The organism is Ralstonia sp. 25mfcol4.1, from assembly GCF_900104095.1.
Taxonomy (GTDB): domain Bacteria; phylum Pseudomonadota; class Gammaproteobacteria; order Burkholderiales; family Burkholderiaceae; genus Cupriavidus.
The window spans coordinates 274,922-295,117 of record NZ_FNJO01000006.1; the positions used below are offsets into that span (position 1 = coordinate 274,922).

The following is a 20,196-nucleotide window of genomic DNA, read 5'->3' on the forward strand; positions in this document are numbered from 1 at the left end:
CCGCGAAAATCCACTCCATCGCCACGACATGTGGCGCCAAACCAACCCAAGGAGTGATTCCGATGCTGCAATCCCGTGAAGGCCAACGCGTTCCGAATGTGACGTTTCGTGTCCGTGAAAACAACGAATGGAAGGACGTGACCACGGCTGAACTGTTCAACGGCAAGACCGTGGCCGTGTTCTCGCTGCCGGGCGCCTTCACCCCGACGTGTTCGTCGACCCACCTGCCGCGCTACAACGAACTGGCCCCGGCGTTCCGGGCCGCCGGTGTGGACACCATCCTGTGTGTGTCGGTCAACGACACCTTCGTGATGAACGAGTGGGCCAAGGACCAGGAGTCCGAAAACATCGTGATGATCCCCGACGGCAACGGCGAATTCACCGACGGCATGGGCATGCTGGTGGACAAGGCTGACCTGGGGTTCGGCAAGCGCAGCTGGCGCTATTCGATGGTCGTGAAGGATGGGGTGGTGGACAAGATGTTCATCGAGCCGGAAGAGCCGGGCGACCCGTTCAAGGTGTCCGACGCCGACACGATGCTGAACTACATCGCGCCGAACGCGAAGCGTCCTGACCAGGTGGTGGTGTTCTCGAAGGTGGGCTGTTCGCACTGCGCAAAGGCCAAGCAACTGCTGCAGGACAAGGGCTACGAGTACATCGACGTGCCGCTGGACAACAAGATCCGCGGCAAGGTGCTGGGCGCCATGTCCGGCGAGATGACCGCGCCGCAGGTGTTCATCAACGGCAAGCTCGTTGGCGGCGCCGCCGCGCTGGAACAGTACCTGGCTGCCGCCTGATCCTCCCGCCCGGGCCCGGCTCCCCCGGCTGGTGTCCTGGGCACCTTTTCCCGCCCCCGCAACGCTCCCGCAACCTTCCGCCGGGCACCGGCGGCGCGGGCCGGCAGTCGCCGGACCCGATGGCATCGCCTTCGCCGCGCCATGGCGAGGACGGTGCCATCCCATCCGCCGATTGATCGCAAAGCAGACTCACGAACAGGAAACGCACATGAAAACGATTCAGACCGACGTGGCAGTGATTGGCGCAGGAACCGCCGGGCTGGCAGCGTATCGCGCGGCCATCGCCGCAGGCAAGCGTGCCGTCGTCATCGAGGGCGGCGCCTACGGCACCACCTGCGCCCGAGTCGGCTGCATGCCGTCGAAGCTGCTGATCGCGGCAGCCGAGGCCGCCCACGAGGCGCGCCATACCGCCGCATTCGGGGTACATGTGGACGGCCCGGTGCGCATCGACGGCCGCCAGGTCATGGACCGCGTACGCAGCGAGCGTGACCGCTTCGTGGGCTTCGTGGTGCGCGGCGTCGACAACATTCCCGAGGAAGACCGTCTGCGCGGTTACGCACAGTTCATCGACAACACGGTGCTGCAGGTGGGCGCCAATACCGTGGTGCGAGCCAGCCGCGTGGTGATTGCCACCGGCTCGCGTCCGGCCGTGCCGCCGGCGTTCACGGTGTTCGGTGACCGCCTGATCGTCAACGACGACGTGTTCTCGTGGCAGGACCTGCCCGCCAGCGTGGCCGTGTTCGGCCCCGGCGTGATCGGGCTGGAACTGGGCCAGGCGCTGTCCCGGCTGGGCGTGCGGGTCCGCGTGTTCGGCGTCGGCGGCGGCGTTGGCCCGTTATCCGATCCCGAGATCCGGGCTTACGCGGCCAGGACGTTCAATGCGGAGTTTTCGCTGCTGCCCGATGCCAACGTGACCGATATGCGCCGCGAGGGCGACGAAGCGGTGATCACGTTCCAGGGCGAGGACGGCAAGCCGGTGACCGAGCGCTTTGCGTACGTGCTGGCTGCCACGGGACGTCGGCCGAACATCGACAACCTGGCGTTGGAAAACACGGCGCTGGAACTGGATGCCCGTGGCGTGCCGGTGTTCGATCCGGTCACGCTGCAGTGTGGCAATGCGGCGGTATTCATCGCCGGTGACGCCAACAACGTGCTGCCGCTGCTGCACGAGGCGGCCGACGAGGGCCGGATCGCCGGCGAGAACGCCGCGCACTGGCCGAACCTGCGTCCGCTGGCGCGCCGCGCGCCGATCGCCGTGGTGTTCTCCGATCCGCAGATCGCCATGGTGGGCAAGCGTCATGCGGATCTGATCCCGGGCCGCTTCGTGACCGGTGAAGTCAGCTTCGAGGATCAGGGCCGCAGCCGTGTGATGCTGAAGAACCGGGGGCTGATGCACATCTATGCCGACCGGGCCACGGGCCGCTTCCTGGGTGCCGAATGGATCGGGCCGCGCGCCGAAAACATCGCGCATCTGCTGGCGTGGGCGTACCAGCAGAACCTGACGATCTCGCAGATGCTGGCCATGCCGTTCTATCACCCGGTGGTGGAAGAGGGCCTGCGTACCGCACTGCGCGATGCGGAGGCCAAGCTGACGCAACTGAAGGTGGCAGCCTGAAGCCTGAAGACCGATGACTGAAGGGCAGGTGGCGCAGACGCGCTGCCTGCCCTTTTGCTATCGAGCCTCCACGCGCCTTGCGGCCCGGGCGCCACGCAGTTCCATCCACGCATAGGCCGACGTGGCCAACACCATCGGCAGAAGGTAGTACAACGCCCGGTAGGCAATCAGGGCGGCCACCACGATGTGCTCCGGCGCAACGGGGCGCAGCAGCACCACGAACACACTTTCGAGTACACCGATGCCGGCCGGGATGTGCGCCAGCGCGCCCGCCACCGCACCCACCAGCAGGGCGGCCAGCGCCTGGGGCAGGCTGACCGCCTTGGGCAGCAGCAGATCGATAATGCACGCCAGCACGATCCAGTTGGCGATCGACAGCACGTTCTGCAGCAGCGCAAAGCGGAAGCCAGGCAGCCGGAACACATGCCGGCCAAACCGCACGCTGCGCGTTTTGGCTTTGGCGCAGGCCAGCCAGTACAACAGGCCGCAAGCCAGCATTGCCGCGCCCACGGCGCGCAGCATCCATGGCGTGATGCCCCAGTCCGCCGGCAGCGGCGGCGGTGCCAGCGTTAGTACCCCGCCGGCCAGCAGCATGTAGCCCGTCCAGTTGGTGATGATGGCGATGGTGTAGATGCCCGCCACCTGGGATCCGCTGACGTTGGCGCGCGAATAGAGCCGCAGCCGCATGCCCAGCCCGCCTACCATCGCCCCCACGTTGAGGTTGAAGACATAGGCGATGAAGGCAATCAGCATGACGCGGGGCGTGGACAGGTGATGCCCGGTGTAGCGGCGCCCAAGCAGGTCGAACGACGCGTGCAGCGAGAAGCTGACGCACGCCAGCCCGAGCACCGGCAGTAGCGTTGCGGCGTCGTACTGCTTCAGCGCCTGCAGAACCTGCGCCCAATCGACGCCACTCAGGCTCCGGTAGATCAGGTAGATCACCAGCGCCACGAACACCAGCCCCGCCACACGCTTGACGATGGACCATCGGATATTGCGCCGCAGGCTGCGGCGCAGGCTGGCGGCGGTCGTCATGGGCTGTCTTGCTGCGTCTGGCGCACCATCGGCTCCGCCGATGCGATGTCGGGTACTGGCACCGGCGACACGATTTTGGGGGTGTGTGCCGGCAGCCAACCTGCCCACGCCGGAAACTTGCGCAGGAAATGGAAGATCAGCGGCGTGGCGATGCCATGCCACCACGCACCGCGCGGCGTCGAATCGGCGCAGACCTCGGAGCAGCGCGCGGACATCAGGTCGCGCAGGTTGTCCCGCAGCGATGCCACGAACGCGGTGTCGCGGATCACGAGGTTGGCTTCGAGGTTCAGCGACAGGCTCAGCGGGTCGAGGTTGCTCGATCCCACCGTGGCCCAGTCGTCGTCCACCACGGCCACCTTGCTGTGGTTGGGCCGCTCGCAGTATTCGAAAATGCGCACGCCCGATTCGCGCAGGTGCGCGTAAAGCATGTCAACGGTTCGCTTGACCCATAGCATGTCCGGCCGGCCCTGAAGCACCAGTCGCACATCGACGCCCCGCTGCGCGGCGTTGCAGATCGCCTGCAGCAGCCGGTAGCCTGGCAGGAAATAGGCGTTGGCGATCACGATCTGGTGTCGCGCCGAGCGAATCGCCGCCAGATATTGCTGTTCGATGTCATTGCGGTGTGCCTGGTTGTCGCGTGTGACGAAGAGCACGGAGCCGGGCGCGGCACGCACGGGTTGGGGCGGCAGCGCCGGCGGGATCGGTGCGCGGGGCTGCCTGGCGGGCCGGTCGCCACTGGCTTCGAGCATGAAGGCGTGGATGATGCGCGCGGCCGGGCCTTGCACCTCGACGGCATAGTCCTGCTTGGCGGACGGACTGGCCTCGACCAGATGCTCGACTGACAGGTTGATCCCGCCCACGAACGCGAGTTCGCCGTCGATGGCCACCAGCTTGCGGTGCAGCCGCCGGAAGAGATTGGTCCGCTTGCCCAGCAGCCGGCGCCCCGGCGCAAACACGCGCACCACGACGCCGGCTTCCGCCAGCTTCGCAACGTAGTCGGGCGACAGGTCGGCCGTGCCGAATCCGTCCACGGTCATGCTGACCGCTACGCCACGGCGCGCGGCCGCCGCCAGCGCATCGCCAAGCTGCCTGCCGACCTCATCCTCGAACAGGATGAACGTTTCCAGCAGCACGCTATGGCGCGCCGCCCCGATGGCGGCCATCAGGCGCGGGAAGTATTCGTCGCCGTTTTCCAGCAACTGCAGGCGGTTTCCGGTGGTCCATGCTTGCTCCATTTCGGGCATGTAGCACGAATGGTGCCCGCCGGAGGACAGGCCTGCGCAGCCCGCCAGCGGCCGGAAAGGTGATGAATCAGACCTGTGCCGGGTGTTTGGCAGGGCCGATTGATGCGCGATCCCGGGCAGCCGATGTAGGAATTGCCACAGGACGGCCACGCGGATTGCGCTGCGACAGCATCCTCGCGGGCCACTTGCTATGCTGAAGTGAAGATCCCGCACTGACTGACTGGAGGAGGCATCATGTGCCGCTGGCTGGCCTATTCGGGCCGTTCCGTTCCGATGGAGGCAGTGTTGTTTCAGCCCGAGCATTCGCTGATAGACCAGAGCCTGAATTCCCGCCTCGGACATACCACGACCAATGGCGACGGCTTCGGCGTCGGCTGGTACGGGCGGCATTCCGAGTTGCCGTTCCGCTATCGGTGCCTGCATCCGGCCTGGAGCGACACCAACCTGCGCGAGGCCGCACGGGCGGTGCGGGCGCCGCTGTTCGTGGCGCATATACGGGCCGCCACGGGTACGCCAACCCAGGAAACCAACTGTCACCCGTTCCGGTTTGGACGCTGGCTGTTTGCTCACAACGGGCTCATCCGCGACTACCCGCTGGTGCGGCGCGACCTGATGATGTCCGTGGCGCCGCACCTGTTCCGGTGGATCGAGGGCTCGACTGATTCCGAGGTGATGTTCTTCCTGGCCCTGACATTCGGCCTGGAGCGGGACCCGCAGGGTGCGCTGGAGCAGATGGTAGGGCTGATCGAGTCAGTCGGGCATCGCCACGATATCGAGCACCCGATCAACATGACCGTCTGCGTGACCGACGGGCAGCAGATCGTGGCGGCGCGCTATTCAAGTGAACGCGATTCCCGCTCGCTGTTCCATAGCACGTCGTTTCGCCAGTTGCGGGCGCTCTATCCCGATGACCCGCGCATCATCGCTGCCGGCGACGATGCCTTCCTGGTGTTGTCCGAGCCGCTGATCGACGTGCAGGGCGTGTGGGAAGAGATCCCGGAGTCCACCATGCTGGTGGCACGGCGCGGCGATATCCAGCAGCGTTGTTTCACGCCCCGGTTGCCGGATCAGGATTGGGCGCGGTGACAGGCCCAGCGCAGAAGTACGCTGTCTCGGAGACAGACCTGTCTACTATAATGGCAGCGTTTTCGCTGAACCTTGTACCCCGCCATGGCCACCCCTTCCGCTCGCGACCGCATACTCGACACCGCCGCACGCCTGTTTTATCGCGATGGCTACCGTGCCACCGGCATCGACCGCATCATTGCCGAATCGGGCGTGGCCAAAATGTCGTTATATCGACACTTCGCCTCGAAGAACGATCTGATCTTCGAATACCTGCAGCGACGCCATGACTTCTGGATGGACTGGTTTGAATCGAGCGTGCGACGCCGGCTGGCAGCGCGGCCCAATCTTGACGTAATGGCCGATACGCTGGGCGAATGGTTCGACGGCGAGGATTTTCGCGGCTGCGCCTTTATCAATATGGTGGCGGAGTCGGGCGGGGGTGCCGGTGACGACCCCCGGCTGTTGGAGCAGGCCGTGTCGCACAAGGCGTCGTTGCAGGATTTTGTCCGGGTGATCGCCAAAGAACTGGGACTGGATCAGCCCGAGGCGGTCGCCGAAGAGGCGATTATCTGTATCGAGGGGATGATCGTGCGCGCGCAGACCACCCATGATGCGGCTGTGGTGCGCGCGGGGCGGCACACGCTTGCCCGGCTGCACGCGGCATTTACCGGGTATGAGGACTGACGCCAGTCCTCGTTGCATCGTTAGCCACGCCGGAAATACACCTCGGTACCCACCTCGCGCGAGGTTTCGTCGTGCACCATTTCAAAAATGGGGCTCAGCATTTGCCTGATGGTTTCGGCATCGCTCAGGCTGTGATGCTCCAACATGATTACCTGGGTATTTTCGAGATTCAGATGCGACAGAATCTCGACTTCGGACCCCTCGGTATCGATTTTCACCAGGTCGCATGAAGGCAGGCCGCCGGCCGCCACACATTGGACGCGAATGGTCTGGTTTGTCATGCGCGCGCCTTTTGAGAATCCGCCCGTGACGAACATGTCCCCGACGTGAATGTCGTCCTCGCCCGTTTCAGCGCGAACGGCGCTGGGGGAAATATGGCACCAGGCGCCATCGACGTTTTCACGCAGCTTTTCCACGTTGAATGGCATTGGCTCATAGCAGAATACCGTGGCAGATGGCCATTCGCGGTGGGCCCGGAGTGCAAATGCGCCGATATTTGCGCCGATATCGAGCACGGTGCGGGGCGTTATCCGAATCGGGACAACAAAATAGTCATTGACCTCGTCATGAAGCCATTGCGGAATCGTGCTCATTGTTTCGCGCCCCTTTTTTTGCAAGGTAAGGATGGGAAAAGCAGCGCGAATTATAGGAAAAATTCCAGCAGAAATCGCCGTGCGGTCATTAAGTGAATCGTATTTTCGTAAAACTGCGATTTGACAATAGAAAATCTACGAAATAATTATCGAAATATCTGACCGTCCTGGTGAAATTAACGCCTGCCGCGGGCATCACAAATCGTAACTTGCTGAAACACTGTTCTTACAGGTAAACCCTGAGATCAAGGTAAGATGCCCACCGTGATTGCCGCGTGGCGCCCCCGCCGCAGGCAAGCCTTGGGATGTACGCCTGTGAACGCAGTGAACAACAATCAGCGGCGCACCGAAATCGACCTCATTCGCGGCATCGCGCTGCTCTTCATCGTGGTCGATCACGTCAACGGCAGTGTGCTGGCCGACTACACGATCCGGAATTTCCAGCTTTTCGACGCCGCCGAGGTGTTCGTCTTCCTGGCCGGCTGCTCGGCCGGCGCGGCCTATCTGGCCATGGAAGCGCGCGATGGCGCCAGCGCGGCGCGCAAGCGCCTGCGCCGCCGCAGCTGGGAGATCTACAAGGCGTTCGTGCTGACGGGCGTGCTGATGCTGCTGTTCGGCTTCCTGCTGGCGATGTGCAAGATTCCCGCGCCGGCCGTGCGCGCCACCGAGGCGCTCGATTTCATGGCCCAGCCGCTGGCCACGCTGCTGCAGGTCTTCGCGCTGGCGCGCCAGCCGTTCGTGTCCGATGTATTGCCCATGTACGCCGTGTTCATCGGCATTGCGCCGCTGGCCATCCGCTGGGCCCGCGCACAGCCGCTGGCGTTTATCTGCGGCAGTGTGGCGCTCTGGATCATGTCGCCCACGCTGCTGCCGCTGCTGCCCAGCAGCGAGCCGCGCGGCTGGAGCTTCAACCCGTTTGCCTGGCAACTGATGTTCGCCATGGGTCTGCTGGCGCGGCTGCGTCCCGATTTCATCCTGCCGCAGCAGACCATCGTGCGCCGGGCCTTTACGGCTGGCGCCGTGGTGGTGGCGCTGCTTTGCATGGCGGCCGCCTACCTGTGGATGCGTCCGCACCTGTATGAGTCGTGGCTGCCGGCGTGGGTCCCGACGATGGCGTTCCCGCTGCCCAAGCAGAGCCTGGCCGCGCTGCGCGTGGTCAGCTTCCTCGGTCTGGCGTGGCTGGTGTACCTGGCCGTGCGCGCCGGCTGGGTCGAGCGGCTGGCCCGCTTCATGGGTCCCGTCGTGCAGATCGGCCGCCACAGCCTGTTCTGCTTCGTGCTGGGTGCCGTGGTGTCGGTTGGCATCGAAGGTCTGACCTATGGCCTGGCGGGTGGGCGTCCGACGCGGCCCGTGGCCCTGACGGGCGACATCATCGCGGTGGCGGTGCTGCTGCTGGTGGGCGGCTGGTATGGCCGACGCAAGGAAGCCCGGAAGGTAGCGGCCAGGTCGGAGATGGTGTCGGCCTAGGCCCCATTTCGCTGACTATGGCCGGGCCTGGCTCCGAACCCAGGCAATGGCGCGCGCCAGATGCGGCGAGGTATCGCCGGCCCGGTAGCTCATGATCACGGGCGAGAGGAAGCCGGGGGCGTCGATGGGCACGTAGCGCACGTCGTCGCGATGCAGCCGCTGCACCGACGCCGGCACCAGCGTGATGCCCAGGCCCGCCGCCACCAGGCCCAGCGCGGTCTGCAGTTCGTTGGCCTCCTGCACCACACGCGGTTGCAGACCCTGTGCGCGGAACAGCGATAACACGTGATCGGCGTAGCTGGGGCGTGGTCGGGCGGGATAGAGGATCAGCGGCTGGCGCGCCAGATTGGCCGCATCGAACGGCGCGGCCGGAGGCGGGGCGGTGACCGGCATGGCGGCAACCAGTGTCTCGGCCATCACCACCTGCTGGACGATGGCCGTGTCGTTGAAGGTGAGCCGGCCGAACGCCAGGTCGATACGGCCGGACTTGAGCGCCTCAAGCTGCTGGACCGTAATCATCTCCGTCAGGCCGACCTCCACCTCGCTGTCATCGCCGCGCAATTCGCGGATCAGCTCCGGCAGCACGCCATAAAGCACCGACGGCACAAAACCGATGCCGAACCAGCGTTTTTCGTTGCGGCCAATGCGGCGCGTGCCCTCCAGCGTTTCTTCCAGCCGCTGCGTCAGTTGCAGCGACTGCTCAAGCAGGAAGCGGCCAGCCTCGGTGAGCTTCAGGCCACGGCCCACGCGGTCGAACAGCGCCACGCCCACTTCTTCCTCGAACTGACGAATCTGCCGCGAGAGCGGCGGCTGGGCCATATGCAGCTTTTCTGCCGCACGCGTCACATTCAGTTCCTGGGCGACGGTCTGGAAATAACGAAGGTGGCGGAGTTCCATGGCGGATGGGGTGAAAGGCGAAGCATACCCTGCAGGTATGGATCGAGACATCTTCGGTCTTGGACGCCGGTACCGTCAAGGCCCATACTCGGTTCAACGCGTATTCGAGTATGGAAAAGGTATGACTGCGACAATTTCTTCCATCGAGGCAATTCTGGTCGACCTGCCGACCATCCGGGCCCACCAGCTGGCCATGGCCACGATGCAGCAGCAGACGCTGGTCATCGTGCGCCTGCGCTGCAGCGACGGCGTGGAGGGCATCGGCGAGGCCACCACCATCGGCGGGCTGTCGTATGGCGATGAAAGCCCCGAGGGCATCAAGCTGACGATCGACACCTACCTGGGCCCTGCGCTGGCTGGGGAGGACGCCACCAACGTGCACGGCGCCATGGCGCGCCTGAACAGGGTGGCGCGCGGCAACCGGTTCGCCAAGTCGGCGCTGGAGTCGGCCCTGCTCGACGCCCAGGGCAAGCGCCTGGGCGTGCCGCTGGTCACGTTGCTGGGCGGCGCCGTGCGCGACACGCTGCCGGTGCTCTGGACCCTGGCCAGCGGCGACACCGGCCGCGACATCGAGGAAGCCGAGCGTTTGCTGGAAGCGCGCCGGCACAACACATTCAAGCTCAAGATCGGCCGCCGCAGCGTGCGCGACGACGTGGCGCACGTATCGGCCATCAAGCGCGCGCTGGGCGACCGTGCCCGCGTGACCGTGGACGTCAACCAGGCCTGGAACGAAGCCGATGCGGCGACCGGCATCGCCATGCTGGAGGCCGCCGGCATCGATCTGGTCGAGCAGCCCACGCCGCGCGAGCATCGCACCGCGCTGGCGCGGCTGGCGGCGCGTTTCGTGGTGCCGATCATGGCCGACGAAGCGGTCACCGGCCCCGAGGACGCGATGGAACTGGCCCGCCTGGGCGCCGCCGACGTGTTCGCGCTGAAGATCGCCAAGTCGGGCGGCATCTTTGGCATGCTGCGCACGGCCGCCGTGGGCGACGCGGCCGGCATCGCGCTCTATGGCGGCACCATGCTGGAAGGCGCCGTGGGCACCATCGCCGCCGCGCACGGCTTCTGCACGCTGCCGCAACTGGCGTGGGGTACCGAGCTGTTCGGCCCGCTGCTGGTGAAGGACGACATCGTGGTGGAGCGCCCGGTGTTCAAGGACTTCGCGCTGCACCTGCCGAAGGGTCCGGGGCTGGGCCTGGCCATCGACGAAGACAAGCTGCGCCACTATCGCCGCAAGGCCGGCTGAGCCGGCCACGCAAGCATTCCGATCAAGCCATCAATCCGGAGACACATCCCATGTTGTTCCTTGTCAGGATGGACGTGCAGATCCCGCACGACCTGCCGGCCGCTACGGCCGACGAGATCAAGGCCCGCGAAAAAGCCTACGCGCAGGACCTGCAGCGCCAGGGCAAGTGGCAGGCGCTGTATCGCGTGGTGGGCGAGTACGCCAACTACAGCGTGTTCGATGTGGAATCGAACGACGAACTGCACACGCTGCTGGCCAGCCTGCCGCTGTTCCCGTACATGAAGATCCACGTCACGCCGCTGGCGAAGCACCCGTCGTCGATCCGCTGATCGGCAACCACAAAAGAAGGAACGGAGACATGAAGTCCTTGCTGCAACGGTCGGCCCGCATGCCGGCCGCTTTCGCCATTTCCGCATCGCTGCTGTTTGCCGCAGCCGCCCCGGCGCACGCCGCCTATCCCGACCATCCGATCCGCTGGGTGGTGCCGTTCCCCGCGGGCGGGGCGATGGACAACATCGCGCGCACGCTGGGCGAAGACATGTCGAAGTCGCTGGGCCAGGCCATCGTGGTCGAGAACCGCCCCGGCGCCGGCGGCAATATCGGCGCCGAGATGGTGGCGCGCTCGCCGGCCGACGGCTACACGCTGATCATCGTGGCGAACGGCATGGCCGTGAATCCGGCGCTGTACGGCAAGCTCAGCTACGACCCGATCAAGGACTTCGCGCCCGTGTCGCTGCTGGCCGTGGTGCCCAACGTGCTGGTCACCAGCAAGGCGAAGAATCCGCAGAAGACGGTGGCCGAGGTCATCGCCAGCGCCAAGGCCAAGCCGGGCAAGTACACCTATGCGTCGGCCGGCAACGGCACGTCGATCCACCTGGCCGGCGAGCTGTTCACGTCGATGGCGCATGTGGACCTGCTGCATATCCCGTACAAGGGATCGGGCCCGGCCATGACCGACCTGCTGGGCGGACAGGTGGACTACATGTTCGACAGCATCACGTCGGCCAAGCCCCATATCGACAGCGGCAAGCTGACCGCGATTGCGGTGACCACCAGCAAGCGGTCGTCCGCGCTGCCCAATGTGCCGACGGTGGCGGAGGCGGGCGTGCCCGGCTACGAGTTGTCGCCGTGGTTTGCCGCGTTCGTGCCGGCGAAGACCCCGCAGGCGGTGATCGACACGTTGAACCGCGCCATGCTGGAATCGCTGAAGAAGCCGTCCGTGCAGCAGCGTCTGGCCGGCATCGGCGCGGAGCCGATCGGCAGCACGCCGGCGCAGCTGAAGGACCACCTGGCCAAGGAAACGGTCAAGTGGGGCGCACTGATCCGCGAACGGGGCATCCACGCCGACTGAGCGGGCGGCGGCGACCGAACGCGGCCAGCAGAACTGGCCTGCTTGTTTCTCTCCTCGCCCATTGACGGTACAAACCGGCGAGGGGAGTTGGGCCCTGCCGCTAGGGCACGATCGTCAGGAACAGGTACGCCGCGAAGATCACCATGTGGACCACGCCCTGGAGGATGGTCGTGCGGCCCATGCCGAGCGTCAGCGACGCCACGATCATCGTCAGGAACAGCAGCACCATTTCCTTGGCGCTCAGGCCAAGTTCCAGCGGCTGCCCGATGGTGATGAAGACGATGGCCACCGTCGGAATGGTCAGGCCGATACTCGCCAGGGCCGACCCCAGCGCCAGGTTCAGGCTGGTCTGGATGCGGTCCGACCGGGCGGCGCGCAGCGCGGCAAGCCCCTCGGGCAGCAGCACCAGTGCCGCGATCACCACCCCCACCACCGCCGCCGGCAACCCGGCGTTCGCAACGGCTTTTTCCACCGACGGCGACAGCAGCTTGGCCAATGCCACCACGGCCACCAGGCAGACCACCAGCAGCACGCCGCTGGCCACCGCCACGCGCGTGGGCGGCGGCGGCGCATGCACGTTTTCGTCGTTGCTGCCGTCCACCAGGAAGTAGTCGCGATGCCGCACGGTCTGCACGAAGACGAAGCAGCCGTACAGCAGCAGCGACATCACGCCGGAGAACGCCAGCTGGGACGATGACAGGACCGGTCCCGGCGTGGTGCTGGTGAAGTTCGGCAGCACCATCGTCAGCCCGAGCAGGGTGACCAGGATGGCCATGGCCGCATTGGCGCCCGGCGCCTGGAAGGCCTGCTCGCGATGGTGCAGCGCGCCCACGAACAGGCAGATGCCGACAATGCCGTTGCAGATGATCATGACCGCCGCGAACACCGTGTCGCGCGCCAGGCCGGCTTTTTCCGGCCCGGATGACAGCATGACCGATACGATCAGCGCCACCTCGATCACGGTCACCGCAATGGCCAGCACCAGCGTGCCGAACGGTTCGCCAACCTTGTGCGCCACCACCTCGGCATGATGGACCGCGGAAAACACCGCACCGGCCAATGCGATCGACATCAGTGCGATCAGCCAAGGCTGCCCCGTCATTGCAAGTCCCAGGCCGAAGGCGGCCCAGGCGGCCAGCGGGGACCAGATGGTCCAGGCCGGCAGTTTGTTGGCAGTTGCCATGTCTTGTTCCCTTTGTTCTTGTGGCTCACAGGCGCGAGCGTGCACGCCGCGTGGCGCGGGCGCAAGAGGTTCAGGCAACGACGGCGCGCGGCAGTTCCCGACGCGTGCGCGGATCAGTCGCGCGACGGTCCGCCGCGCGGCGCACCTGCGCCATCGTTGCGGCGTCCGGGGGGCAGCGGATCGGTGTCCCGCAGTGCCGGGTGATTTCGGTAGATCCAGCGGGCGGCGATGATGATCACCGCCAGAAACGCGAGCGCGTATCCGACAAACGAGACTGCATTCATGTTCTGACCCAGGTTGATCCGGCTCTTCTGGCCGGTGGCCGGTCAGTATGGGTGCGGACCGGTAAGGCGCCCACCCTCAATCGGTGGGGCGCTGGAATCACCCAAATGCGGGGCGCGTCGGTCCGGGATCAGTGGTGTGGCGTCGGTCTCTTGCGTGCTCAACTTTGTCGACTTTCGACAAAATGTCGTGTATGGGCAACACATTGTCGCAATCGACATACATTAAGCGTGTCTTTTGGGAGTGGGGCTACAAACGAGAACCGTTATCACTTACATTCGTGGGCTTTGTCAGTTTCTTGTCACAAGGGAAGACCATGAATTCGAGCCGTCGCGGACTGCCACTTGCCGCGCCCCACTTTGCCCCGTGCGCCACGGCGCTGGCTGTCTCGATGCTGTGCCTGGCGCCGCAATGGGCGGCAGCGCAGGACGCCGCCGGACCGGTGCAGGGCGGTGAGACGGAAAAGATGCTCGAAACGGTTCAGGTTTCCGGAAACTGGCTCGGCACCGGGCTGCAGAACAGCGTAAAGACCTTCCCCGGTGCGCGCACGGTGGTTAGCGAGCAGCAGATCGAACAGAGCGGTGCGCAGAGCATTGGCGACGTCATGCGCCGCATCCCCGGCGTGCAGGCGACCGACAACTCCGGCACGGCCGGCAGCGCCGTGTCGCTCAATATCGGCGTGCGGGGCCTGACCGGCCGCTACACGCCGCGCTCCACGGTGCTGCTCGACGGCATCCCGATGGCCGTGGCGCCGTACGGCCAGCCGCAGCTGTCGTTTGCCCCGGTCAGCCTGGGCAACATCGAGTCGATCGACGTGGTGCGCAGCGGCGGCGCGGTGCGCTACGGCCCGCAGAACGTGGGCGGCATCATCAATTTCAATACCAAGCCGATCCCGGGCGTGTTCAGCGGCGAGGCGTCGGTGCGCGAGAACATCTACACCGAAGGTGGCGGCAAGAATACCCAGTACAACGCGTTCGTGGGCACCACGCTCGACAGCGGCCTGGGCATCGCGCTGCTGTACTCGGGCATGACGGGCCGTGAATGGCGCCAGGGCAGCGACGACAACGTCAACGACCTGGCCGTGAAGTTCGCCTACGACATCACGCCGACGTCGCAGGTCTACGGCAAGCTGTCGTACTACGACGTCAAGTCGAAGACGCCGGGCGGGCTGAGCGTGGCGCAGTACAACGCCAATCCGTTCCAGAACACGCGCCCCGACGACTACTGGAGCGGCAACCGCTACGGTTTCGACCTGGGCTACGTGAACACGATCTCCGCGAACCAGGAATTCGAGATCCGCACGTTCTTCAACGAAAGCTACCGCCAGAGCACGCTGCAGCAGAGCGCCACCGTGATCGCGCACCAGCCGCGCAACTACACGACGTTCGGCATCGAGCCGCGCTTCACGCAGCGTTTCGGCGTGGGCCCGACCACGCATGACGTGACGGTCGGTTACCGCTACATCCGCGAACGCGGTGACGACAACCAGTTCAGCACGAATCGCCAGACCGGCGTGAACGGCCCGACCACCACGTTCGACAATGCCACCGATGCCCATGCCGTCTACATCGACGACCGCATCGCGTACGGCAACTGGCGCATCGTGCCGGGCGTGCGCTTCGAGCATATCGACACGACCCGCCAGCAGCGCAACACCGCGACGCAGTGGGACAGCCTGAACAACAAGGCGCTGCCGTCGGTCAACGTGTCGTATCTGGTGAACAGCGCCTGGACGGTGTTTGCTGACTACAGCACGTCGTTCGGCCCGGTACAGAACACCCAGCTCAATTCGCAGACGCCGAACAATCCGCTGCAGCCTGAAGTGGCCAAGACGTTCGAAGTGGGTACGCGCTGGACGGACAGCCACATCAAGGGTGAGCTGACCGCGTTCAAGATCAAGTTCGACAACCAGATCCTGCAGGTGCCGGGACTGTTCCCCGCCACGTTCCAGAACATCGGCGCGACCGACCACGATGGCGTGGAAGCAGCCATCGACTACACGTTCGACCGCGGCAGCATGCTGGGCGGCCTGAACCTGTACGCCAACTACACGTATACGCGCGCCATCCAGAAGTCGGGCACCACGGCGGGCCTGGACGTGCCGTTCTACTCGCGTACCACCGACACGATCGGCGCACGCTACGACTGGCGCAGCTGGACGTTCAACGTCTCCACCACGCACCAGAGCAAGCAGTACGCGGATCTGGCCAACACGGTGGCCGAAAGCGCGGATGGCAGCAACGGCCTGATCCCGGGCTTCCGTACGTGGAATATCCAGGCGATGTTCAAGCTGCCGCAGCGCAAGAACACCGACATTACCGTCGGCATCAACAACCTGTTCGACAAGCGGTTCTACACGCGTACCACCGACAGCAATGCCGGCCGCCTGGTGGGCGCGCCGCGCATGGTCTACATTCAGGCCCGCGCCGCGTTCTGAGCGTAGCCGGACCGGCTAGTCTGAAGGAGGCGGCGGCCCCTTTGTCGTCCCGCGCGGGGGCAACGGGGCCGGCTCCGCCACCAGTTCCCCGGCGGGCAGCAGGCGCAGCAGCGTCCTGGCCACCTCGGGATCGCGGCATTGCAGCCATTCGTCCCAGTCTTCGCGCGGCAGGATCACCACGCCGCGCTTCTCGTCCCCGGGTTTGTGAAACCGCTGCATCAGCGGATGATGGTCGGCGTTGACCGTCGGCATCGTGAACGATACGGCGCCACCGGGCCACGCCCGCCACAGCCCCGCAATCGCAAACGGCTCGCCCCCCGGCAGGCCGATCTTCCAGCGCACCGCCTTGCCGCTTTCGTAGTTCGGCTCGTAGAACGCCGTCGCAGGCACCAGCGCCAGCTGGCAGGACTTCCAGAACCTGGCAAAGGACGACAGCTGCCCGATGGTCTCCACGCGCGCATTGGCGGTGGGGTAGTAGCGCGTGCCGGGCGGGATGGTCGCCTTCGGCACCATGCTGAACGATGCCAGCACGCTTTCCCAGGCCGCTTCGCCGGTTTTCTGGCGCACGATGGGCGCGGCATAGTCGGGCCATGTCTCCTGGGGATACAGGCCCGGCGGCGGCTCCACGCCAAAGATCTCGCGCAGGATGCGTTTCTGTACGGGGGCGTAGTTGACGCACATGGGGGCTCCGGGAGCACGGTTCTGCCGCCTATGGTCGGCACGGCGGCACGGGCCGTCAATACGCGATCATCGGCCGCGCGTGCGTGTCGCCGAACGTCGTGCCGGGACAAAGCGCCGCAGACTGGCCGGTATCGGGCTGCGCACTTCCGAGTGGCCGACGGGCCGGGGTCCAATCCGCCTTGACGCCGGCACACACCGTATGTGACGCCAATGCCGCTTGCAGGCGCAACGGACGTTTGAAACATCGGCGCGGGCGTGGCCCGAGGGACGGCGACTTTGCCGGGCCGCTTCCTATAATGCCTGTGTGGCGCGGCACCACGTGGGCAGAAACGGCCGCACCGCGCCACGCGTGCTTGCAGGCAGGGGCGCGCTTCCCACCCATCTCCACGTCAAATGGGGAGACACACATCATGCTGAGTAGCGAAGCGGTGCTGACGCAGGCGCGAGCCGCGTTGGCGCATGTGCCATATCAGGGCCACCAGATCCATCCCACCATTCACCTGCGACTTTCCGACGGGGCCCTGATTCTGGAGGGCGAAGTGGCCGACGTCATGGACAAGACGCGCGCCACGGCCCGGTTGCGCCGACTGGACGGCGTTTCCACAGTGATCGATCACCTGCGCATTGCCCATGCCGGCCCGATGGTGGGCGATGGCGACCTGCGCGCGGCCGTTTGCGATCGGCTGCTTAACGCGATCGACTTCCGTAACTGCAAGATCTGCGCGAAGGTGAAGGGGCAGGTCGAGCCTGTGCGCGAAGCCGTGGGCGAGCGCAGCGGCTGGATGGAGGTGGCGGTCCACGACGGCGCGGTCATCCTGAGCGGCCAGGTGATCAGCCTGTCGCACATGCGCCTGGCCGGCGTGCTGGCGTGGTGGTCACGCGGCTGCCGCAACGTGATCAACGACATCGTGGTGGCGCCGGCCGAGGCCGACAGCGACGAGGAACTGAGCGAGGCGCTGCAACTGGTGCTGGAAACCGACCCGTTCGTGGATGCCGCGCGCATCCGCGTGCGTACCGAGGGGCGGGTCGTGACGCTGGACGGCTACGCGTCAAGCGACGGCGCGCGCAAGCAGGTGGAGCGCGATGCGTGGTACGTGCAAGGCGTGGAGGACGTCATCAACCATATCGCCCTGAGTAGCTGACAGCTAGTCAACGATGCCGGCATCGACTTGCGCCGCCTGGGCTTCCACGCGCCAATAGCGGCGCCGCGTGCGCAACGCAAAGCGCGAGCGGTATTCCGACATCGACATCTGCATGGTTCGCTGGAACAGGCGCCGGAAGGCGGCGGCATCGCTGTAGCCGCAGGCCTCGGCAATTGCCTGCGTGCCATGCAGCGTCACCTCCAGCAGCATGCGGGCACGCTCCACGCGCAGCCGGTGCAGGTAATCCAATGGCGTGCGTCCGGTCACCTGGCGGAAATGGCGTAGCAGCGTCCGTTCGCTGACGGCGGCCGCGCGCGCTACGGCCGCCAGCCGGTAAGGCTCGCCGACATGCGCCTGCAGCCAGCCGATGGCGCGATAGACCGGGCTGTCGGCGGTCTTGCCAAGCCAGCGCTGCGAAACCAGCTCCGGCACCCACTGCTGCCGTTCGGGCTGGTAGAGCAACAGGCGGGCCACCGCCTGCGCCAGGTCGGGGTCTTGCAGATGACCCAGCACGCGCAGCATGAATTCGGTCTGCAGGGCGGGCGCCACGCAATGAAAGACCTGTCCGTGCAGTCCCATCGGTTCATCCGATGACAGATCGCACGCCGGAAAGCGTTGCGCGAACCAGCTCTGGAACATCCACGGCGCGCCGCAACGCGCACCGTCGAGCAGCCCCAGCATCAGTGGATAGGCCATCCCGGTGTAGATCGATGCCACCCAGCCGCCAGCTTCCATATGCCGTGCCAGCAGGCGTTGCGTGGCGGTATCGGCAGCGGCCAGTTCGCCCAGATGGGGCGCGCTGGCCGCCATCAGTCCTGGCACCACGATCAGTACCTGGGCCTGCCGCGGTGTACCCCGGCGCGAGGTGGACAGGCCGGGCAGGGGATCGGGCAGGGCGCGCCCGTTGGCGCCGATGATCTCCCACGTCAGCCGTGCCGGCGCGCCCGGCCGCTGCAACTGCGCCACGCCCGCGGCGGTACGCAAGACATCGAGCGCGCCGAACAGCGTGCCAGGCATGGCATCGGGCAACCAGAGCAGCTTGACGTGCAAGGGCGCGGCCGGCAGGGGCATGGGGCGAATGGCGGGATTGGCATCGGGATTGGCGATATTGAACCTCCCTCCGGGATAGCGCAAGCGATACATTGGAGCTCCAAACGAAAACCGAGATCAGGAGACACGCATGCCGCTTTCCCTTCGCCGCCTTGCCCGCGCCACGGCCATCGCACTGGCCGCCGCTACGGCCTGCAGTGCCGCGCTGGCCGCCGGCCCCGACCAGTCACTGCTCGATGCCGCGCGCGCCGCGCAGCCGGCCGTGGTGCAGTCGCTCAAGGACATGGTGACGATCGAATCCGGCAGCGCCAACATGCAGGGGCTGACGCGCATGGCCGACTACACGTCGCAGCGGCTGCAGGCGCTGGGCGCGAAGGTGGAGCGGCTGCCGATGACAACCAGCGCCGCGCCGATGGTCAAGGCCACCCTGACCGGCACGGGCAAGCGCCGCATCATGCTGATCGGCCATATGGACACGGTGTATCCGGCGGGCATCCTGGCGTCGCAGCCGATCCGCGAGGACGGCAACCGGCTCTATGGTCCCGGCATCGCCGACGACAAGGGGGGGCTGGCCGTGATCCTGCATTCGCTGGAAATCCTCAAGGCGCAAGGCTGGAAGGACTACGCGCAGATCACGGTGCTGCTGAACCCGGACGAGGAAATCGGCTCCCTGGGCTCGGGCGAGACCATTGCCACGCTGGCCGCGCAGCACGATGTGGTGCTGTCGTGCGAGCCCAACGTGGCGAAGTCCGTGGCGAAGTCGGAATCGCTGCTGCTGGCCGCCGCCGGCACCGCCACGGCGACGATGCAGGTCAAGGGCCGGTCATCGCATGCCGGCGCGGCGCCCGAACTGGGCCGCAACGCGCTGCTGGAGCTGGCCTACCAGATGCAGGAAACGCGCGACCTGGCCAAGACGATACCAGGCGCGCAGATGAACTGGACGCAGGCCAGGACCACCGGCCCGCTCAACCAGATTCCGGAGATGGCCAGCGCCGTGGGCGATGTGCGCGTGACCGCCAGCGGCGCCGCGCAGAAGCTGCAGACGGCGTTGCAGCAGAAGGTCGACGCGGGCCATCTCATTCCGGACACGAAGACCACGATTGCGATGGAAGAAGGGCGCCCCGCCTTCGTGGCCGATGCGCGCTCGAAGGAACTGGCCGCGCGGGCCCAGCAGATCTATGCGGAGATGGACGGCCGGTCGCTGATCCTGATGCCGGGCACCGGAGGCGGCACCGATGCAGGCTTTGCCGGACGCTCGGGCAAGGCGGTGGTGCTGGAAAGCTTCGGCCTGTCGGGCTTCGGCTATCACGCGCGCGACGAGTACGTGGAACTGGATTCGATCGTGCCGCGCCTGTACCTGATGACGCGGATGCTGCAGGAGATCGGAAAGAACTGAGGCAGGGGGAATACCCTCTCCCGCGGGC

At 65.9% G+C, this 20,196-nt stretch carries 19 protein-coding genes; 11 read left to right on the top strand and 8 right to left on the bottom strand.

All coding sequences use genetic code 11. The features are described 5' to 3' along the window. The first annotated feature begins 62 nt into the window (after window positions 1-62). Together BLQ58_RS13405 and BLQ58_RS13410 are read left to right on the top strand one after the other, a co-directional pair. Window positions 63-797, top strand: coding sequence for a glutathione peroxidase (locus BLQ58_RS13405; protein WP_029050719.1), 735 nt, complete (start codon window positions 63-65; stop codon window positions 795-797). A 208-nt stretch (window positions 798-1,005) separates the two neighbouring features. Next, entirely contained in the window at window positions 1,006-2,412 is a 1,407-nt protein-coding gene (locus BLQ58_RS13410) for a dihydrolipoyl dehydrogenase (protein ID WP_029050718.1), read from the top strand. Between the two features lie 57 nt (window positions 2,413-2,469). Here BLQ58_RS13410 and BLQ58_RS13415 read toward each other — a convergent pair whose 3' ends face one another. Further along, the gene (locus BLQ58_RS13415) at window positions 2,470-3,447 is read right to left on the bottom strand and encodes a lysylphosphatidylglycerol synthase domain-containing protein (protein WP_029050717.1); all 978 of its coding nucleotides are present in this window, start codon (window positions 3,445-3,447) and stop codon (window positions 2,470-2,472) included. Continuing rightward, complete coding sequence (gene clsB / locus BLQ58_RS13420) at window positions 3,444-4,682, bottom strand: cardiolipin synthase ClsB (RefSeq protein ID WP_029050716.1); 1,239 nt, start codon at window positions 4,680-4,682, stop codon at window positions 3,444-3,446. Before clsB ends, BLQ58_RS13415 begins: the two co-directional genes overlap by 4 nt. 243 nt (window positions 4,683-4,925) lie before the next feature. Here clsB and BLQ58_RS13425 point away from each other — a divergent pair, with 243 nt between their 5' ends. Continuing rightward, complete coding sequence (locus tag BLQ58_RS13425; RefSeq protein ID WP_029050715.1) at window positions 4,926-5,777, top strand: class II glutamine amidotransferase; 852 nt, start codon at window positions 4,926-4,928, stop codon at window positions 5,775-5,777. A gap of 84 nt (window positions 5,778-5,861) precedes the next feature. After that, on the top strand, window positions 5,862-6,443 hold the full coding sequence (locus BLQ58_RS13430) for a TetR/AcrR family transcriptional regulator (protein WP_029050714.1): 582 nt from the start codon (window positions 5,862-5,864) through the stop codon (window positions 6,441-6,443). A gap of 20 nt (window positions 6,444-6,463) precedes the next feature. Here BLQ58_RS13430 and BLQ58_RS13435 read toward each other — a convergent pair whose 3' ends face one another. After that, window positions 6,464-7,036: an FkbM family methyltransferase gene (locus tag BLQ58_RS13435; RefSeq protein ID WP_029050713.1), complete on the bottom strand. Its 573-nt coding sequence runs from the start codon at window positions 7,034-7,036 to the stop codon at window positions 6,464-6,466. A 324-nt stretch (window positions 7,037-7,360) separates the two neighbouring features. On the opposite strand from BLQ58_RS13435, the gene BLQ58_RS13440 reads away from it, so the two are divergent. Beyond that, window positions 7,361-8,503, top strand: a complete 1,143-nt coding sequence (locus BLQ58_RS13440) for an OpgC domain-containing protein (protein WP_254775929.1) — start codon at window positions 7,361-7,363, stop codon at window positions 8,501-8,503. Between the two features lie 15 nt (window positions 8,504-8,518). Here the strand turns inward: BLQ58_RS13440 and BLQ58_RS13445 are convergent, their stop codons facing one another. Then, on the bottom strand, window positions 8,519-9,400 hold the full coding sequence (locus BLQ58_RS13445) for a LysR family transcriptional regulator (RefSeq protein ID WP_029050711.1): 882 nt from the start codon (window positions 9,398-9,400) through the stop codon (window positions 8,519-8,521). Between the two features lie 121 nt (window positions 9,401-9,521). Between BLQ58_RS13445 and BLQ58_RS13450 the strand changes: the two genes are divergently transcribed. The 3 genes from BLQ58_RS13450 to BLQ58_RS13460 are packed head-to-tail and all read left to right on the top strand — an operon-like array spanning window position 9,522 to window position 11,997. After that, window positions 9,522-10,646 carry a muconate/chloromuconate family cycloisomerase gene (locus BLQ58_RS13450; protein ID WP_029050710.1) on the top strand — a complete coding sequence of 375 codons (1,125 nt, stop codon included), beginning with the start codon at window positions 9,522-9,524 and terminating at the stop codon, window positions 10,644-10,646. A gap of 50 nt (window positions 10,647-10,696) precedes the next feature. Beyond that, the gene (gene catC, locus BLQ58_RS13455) at window positions 10,697-10,975 is read left to right on the top strand and encodes a muconolactone Delta-isomerase (RefSeq protein WP_029050709.1); all 279 of its coding nucleotides are present in this window, start codon (window positions 10,697-10,699) and stop codon (window positions 10,973-10,975) included. Between the two features lie 29 nt (window positions 10,976-11,004). Continuing rightward, window positions 11,005-11,997 carry a tripartite tricarboxylate transporter substrate binding protein gene (locus BLQ58_RS13460; protein ID WP_029050708.1) on the top strand — a complete coding sequence of 331 codons (993 nt, stop codon included), beginning with the start codon at window positions 11,005-11,007 and terminating at the stop codon, window positions 11,995-11,997. A gap of 100 nt (window positions 11,998-12,097) precedes the next feature. Here BLQ58_RS13460 and BLQ58_RS13465 read toward each other — a convergent pair whose 3' ends face one another. Continuing rightward, window positions 12,098-13,180, bottom strand: a complete 1,083-nt coding sequence (locus tag BLQ58_RS13465; protein ID WP_029050707.1) for a calcium:cation antiporter — start codon at window positions 13,178-13,180, stop codon at window positions 12,098-12,100. A 113-nt stretch (window positions 13,181-13,293) separates the two neighbouring features. Further along, on the bottom strand, window positions 13,294-13,464 hold the full coding sequence (locus BLQ58_RS29140; RefSeq protein ID WP_175459901.1) for a hypothetical protein: 171 nt from the start codon (window positions 13,462-13,464) through the stop codon (window positions 13,294-13,296). Between the two features lie 314 nt (window positions 13,465-13,778). Between BLQ58_RS29140 and BLQ58_RS13470 the strand changes: the two genes are divergently transcribed. Further along, entirely contained in the window at window positions 13,779-15,899 is a 2,121-nt protein-coding gene (locus BLQ58_RS13470; protein ID WP_092598612.1) for a TonB-dependent receptor family protein, read from the top strand. A gap of 15 nt (window positions 15,900-15,914) precedes the next feature. Here BLQ58_RS13470 and BLQ58_RS13475 read toward each other — a convergent pair whose 3' ends face one another. Then, a complete protein-coding gene (locus BLQ58_RS13475) occupies window positions 15,915-16,580 on the bottom strand; it encodes an SOS response-associated peptidase (protein WP_092598615.1) in 666 nt (221 codons plus the stop codon). 410 nt (window positions 16,581-16,990) lie between these two features. Here BLQ58_RS13475 and BLQ58_RS13480 point away from each other — a divergent pair, with 410 nt between their 5' ends. Beyond that, the gene (locus BLQ58_RS13480) at window positions 16,991-17,722 is read left to right on the top strand and encodes a BON domain-containing protein (protein WP_092598618.1); all 732 of its coding nucleotides are present in this window, start codon (window positions 16,991-16,993) and stop codon (window positions 17,720-17,722) included. Between the two features lie 3 nt (window positions 17,723-17,725). On the opposite strand, the gene BLQ58_RS13485 is transcribed toward BLQ58_RS13480, so the two are convergent. Beyond that, window positions 17,726-18,793 (bottom strand): GlxA family transcriptional regulator, encoded by a 1,068-nt coding sequence (locus tag BLQ58_RS13485; protein WP_092598789.1) that lies wholly within the window; start codon window positions 18,791-18,793, stop codon window positions 17,726-17,728. Between the two features lie 109 nt (window positions 18,794-18,902). On the opposite strand from BLQ58_RS13485, the gene BLQ58_RS13490 reads away from it, so the two are divergent. After that, window positions 18,903-20,168: a M20/M25/M40 family metallo-hydrolase gene (locus BLQ58_RS13490; protein WP_092598621.1), complete on the top strand. Its 1,266-nt coding sequence runs from the start codon at window positions 18,903-18,905 to the stop codon at window positions 20,166-20,168. Window positions 20,169-20,196 lie beyond the last annotated feature (28 nt).

Bases quoted from the DNA above. Each gene is read 5' to 3' on its own strand.
- BLQ58_RS13405 (WP_029050719.1), top strand. From the start codon at position 63: ATGCTGCAATCCCGTGAAGGCCAACGCGTTCCGAATGTGACGTTTCGT.
- BLQ58_RS13410 (WP_029050718.1), top strand. From the start codon at position 1,006: ATGAAAACGATTCAGACCGACGTGGCAGTGATTGGCGCAGGAACCGCC.
- BLQ58_RS13415 (WP_029050717.1), bottom strand. From the start codon at position 3,447: ATGACGACCGCCGCCAGCCTGCGCCGCAGCCTGCGGCGCAATATCCGA.
- clsB (WP_029050716.1), bottom strand. From the start codon at position 4,682: ATGGAGCAAGCATGGACCACCGGAAACCGCCTGCAGTTGCTGGAAAAC.
- BLQ58_RS13425 (WP_029050715.1), top strand. From the start codon at position 4,926: ATGTGCCGCTGGCTGGCCTATTCGGGCCGTTCCGTTCCGATGGAGGCA.
- BLQ58_RS13430 (WP_029050714.1), top strand. From the start codon at position 5,862: ATGGCCACCCCTTCCGCTCGCGACCGCATACTCGACACCGCCGCACGC.
- BLQ58_RS13435 (WP_029050713.1), bottom strand. From the start codon at position 7,036: ATGAGCACGATTCCGCAATGGCTTCATGACGAGGTCAATGACTATTTT.
- BLQ58_RS13445 (WP_029050711.1), bottom strand. From the start codon at position 9,400: ATGGAACTCCGCCACCTTCGTTATTTCCAGACCGTCGCCCAGGAACTG.
- BLQ58_RS13450 (WP_029050710.1), top strand. From the start codon at position 9,522: ATGACTGCGACAATTTCTTCCATCGAGGCAATTCTGGTCGACCTGCCG.
- catC (WP_029050709.1), top strand. From the start codon at position 10,697: ATGTTGTTCCTTGTCAGGATGGACGTGCAGATCCCGCACGACCTGCCG.
- BLQ58_RS13460 (WP_029050708.1), top strand. From the start codon at position 11,005: ATGAAGTCCTTGCTGCAACGGTCGGCCCGCATGCCGGCCGCTTTCGCC.
- BLQ58_RS13465 (WP_029050707.1), bottom strand. From the start codon at position 13,180: ATGGCAACTGCCAACAAACTGCCGGCCTGGACCATCTGGTCCCCGCTG.
- BLQ58_RS29140 (WP_175459901.1), bottom strand. From the start codon at position 13,464: ATGAATGCAGTCTCGTTTGTCGGATACGCGCTCGCGTTTCTGGCGGTG.
- BLQ58_RS13470 (WP_092598612.1), top strand. From the start codon at position 13,779: ATGAATTCGAGCCGTCGCGGACTGCCACTTGCCGCGCCCCACTTTGCC.
- BLQ58_RS13475 (WP_092598615.1), bottom strand. From the start codon at position 16,580: ATGTGCGTCAACTACGCCCCCGTACAGAAACGCATCCTGCGCGAGATC.
- BLQ58_RS13480 (WP_092598618.1), top strand. From the start codon at position 16,991: ATGCTGAGTAGCGAAGCGGTGCTGACGCAGGCGCGAGCCGCGTTGGCG.
- BLQ58_RS13485 (WP_092598789.1), bottom strand. From the start codon at position 18,793: ATGCCCCTGCCGGCCGCGCCCTTGCACGTCAAGCTGCTCTGGTTGCCC.
- BLQ58_RS13490 (WP_092598621.1), top strand. From the start codon at position 18,903: ATGCCGCTTTCCCTTCGCCGCCTTGCCCGCGCCACGGCCATCGCACTG.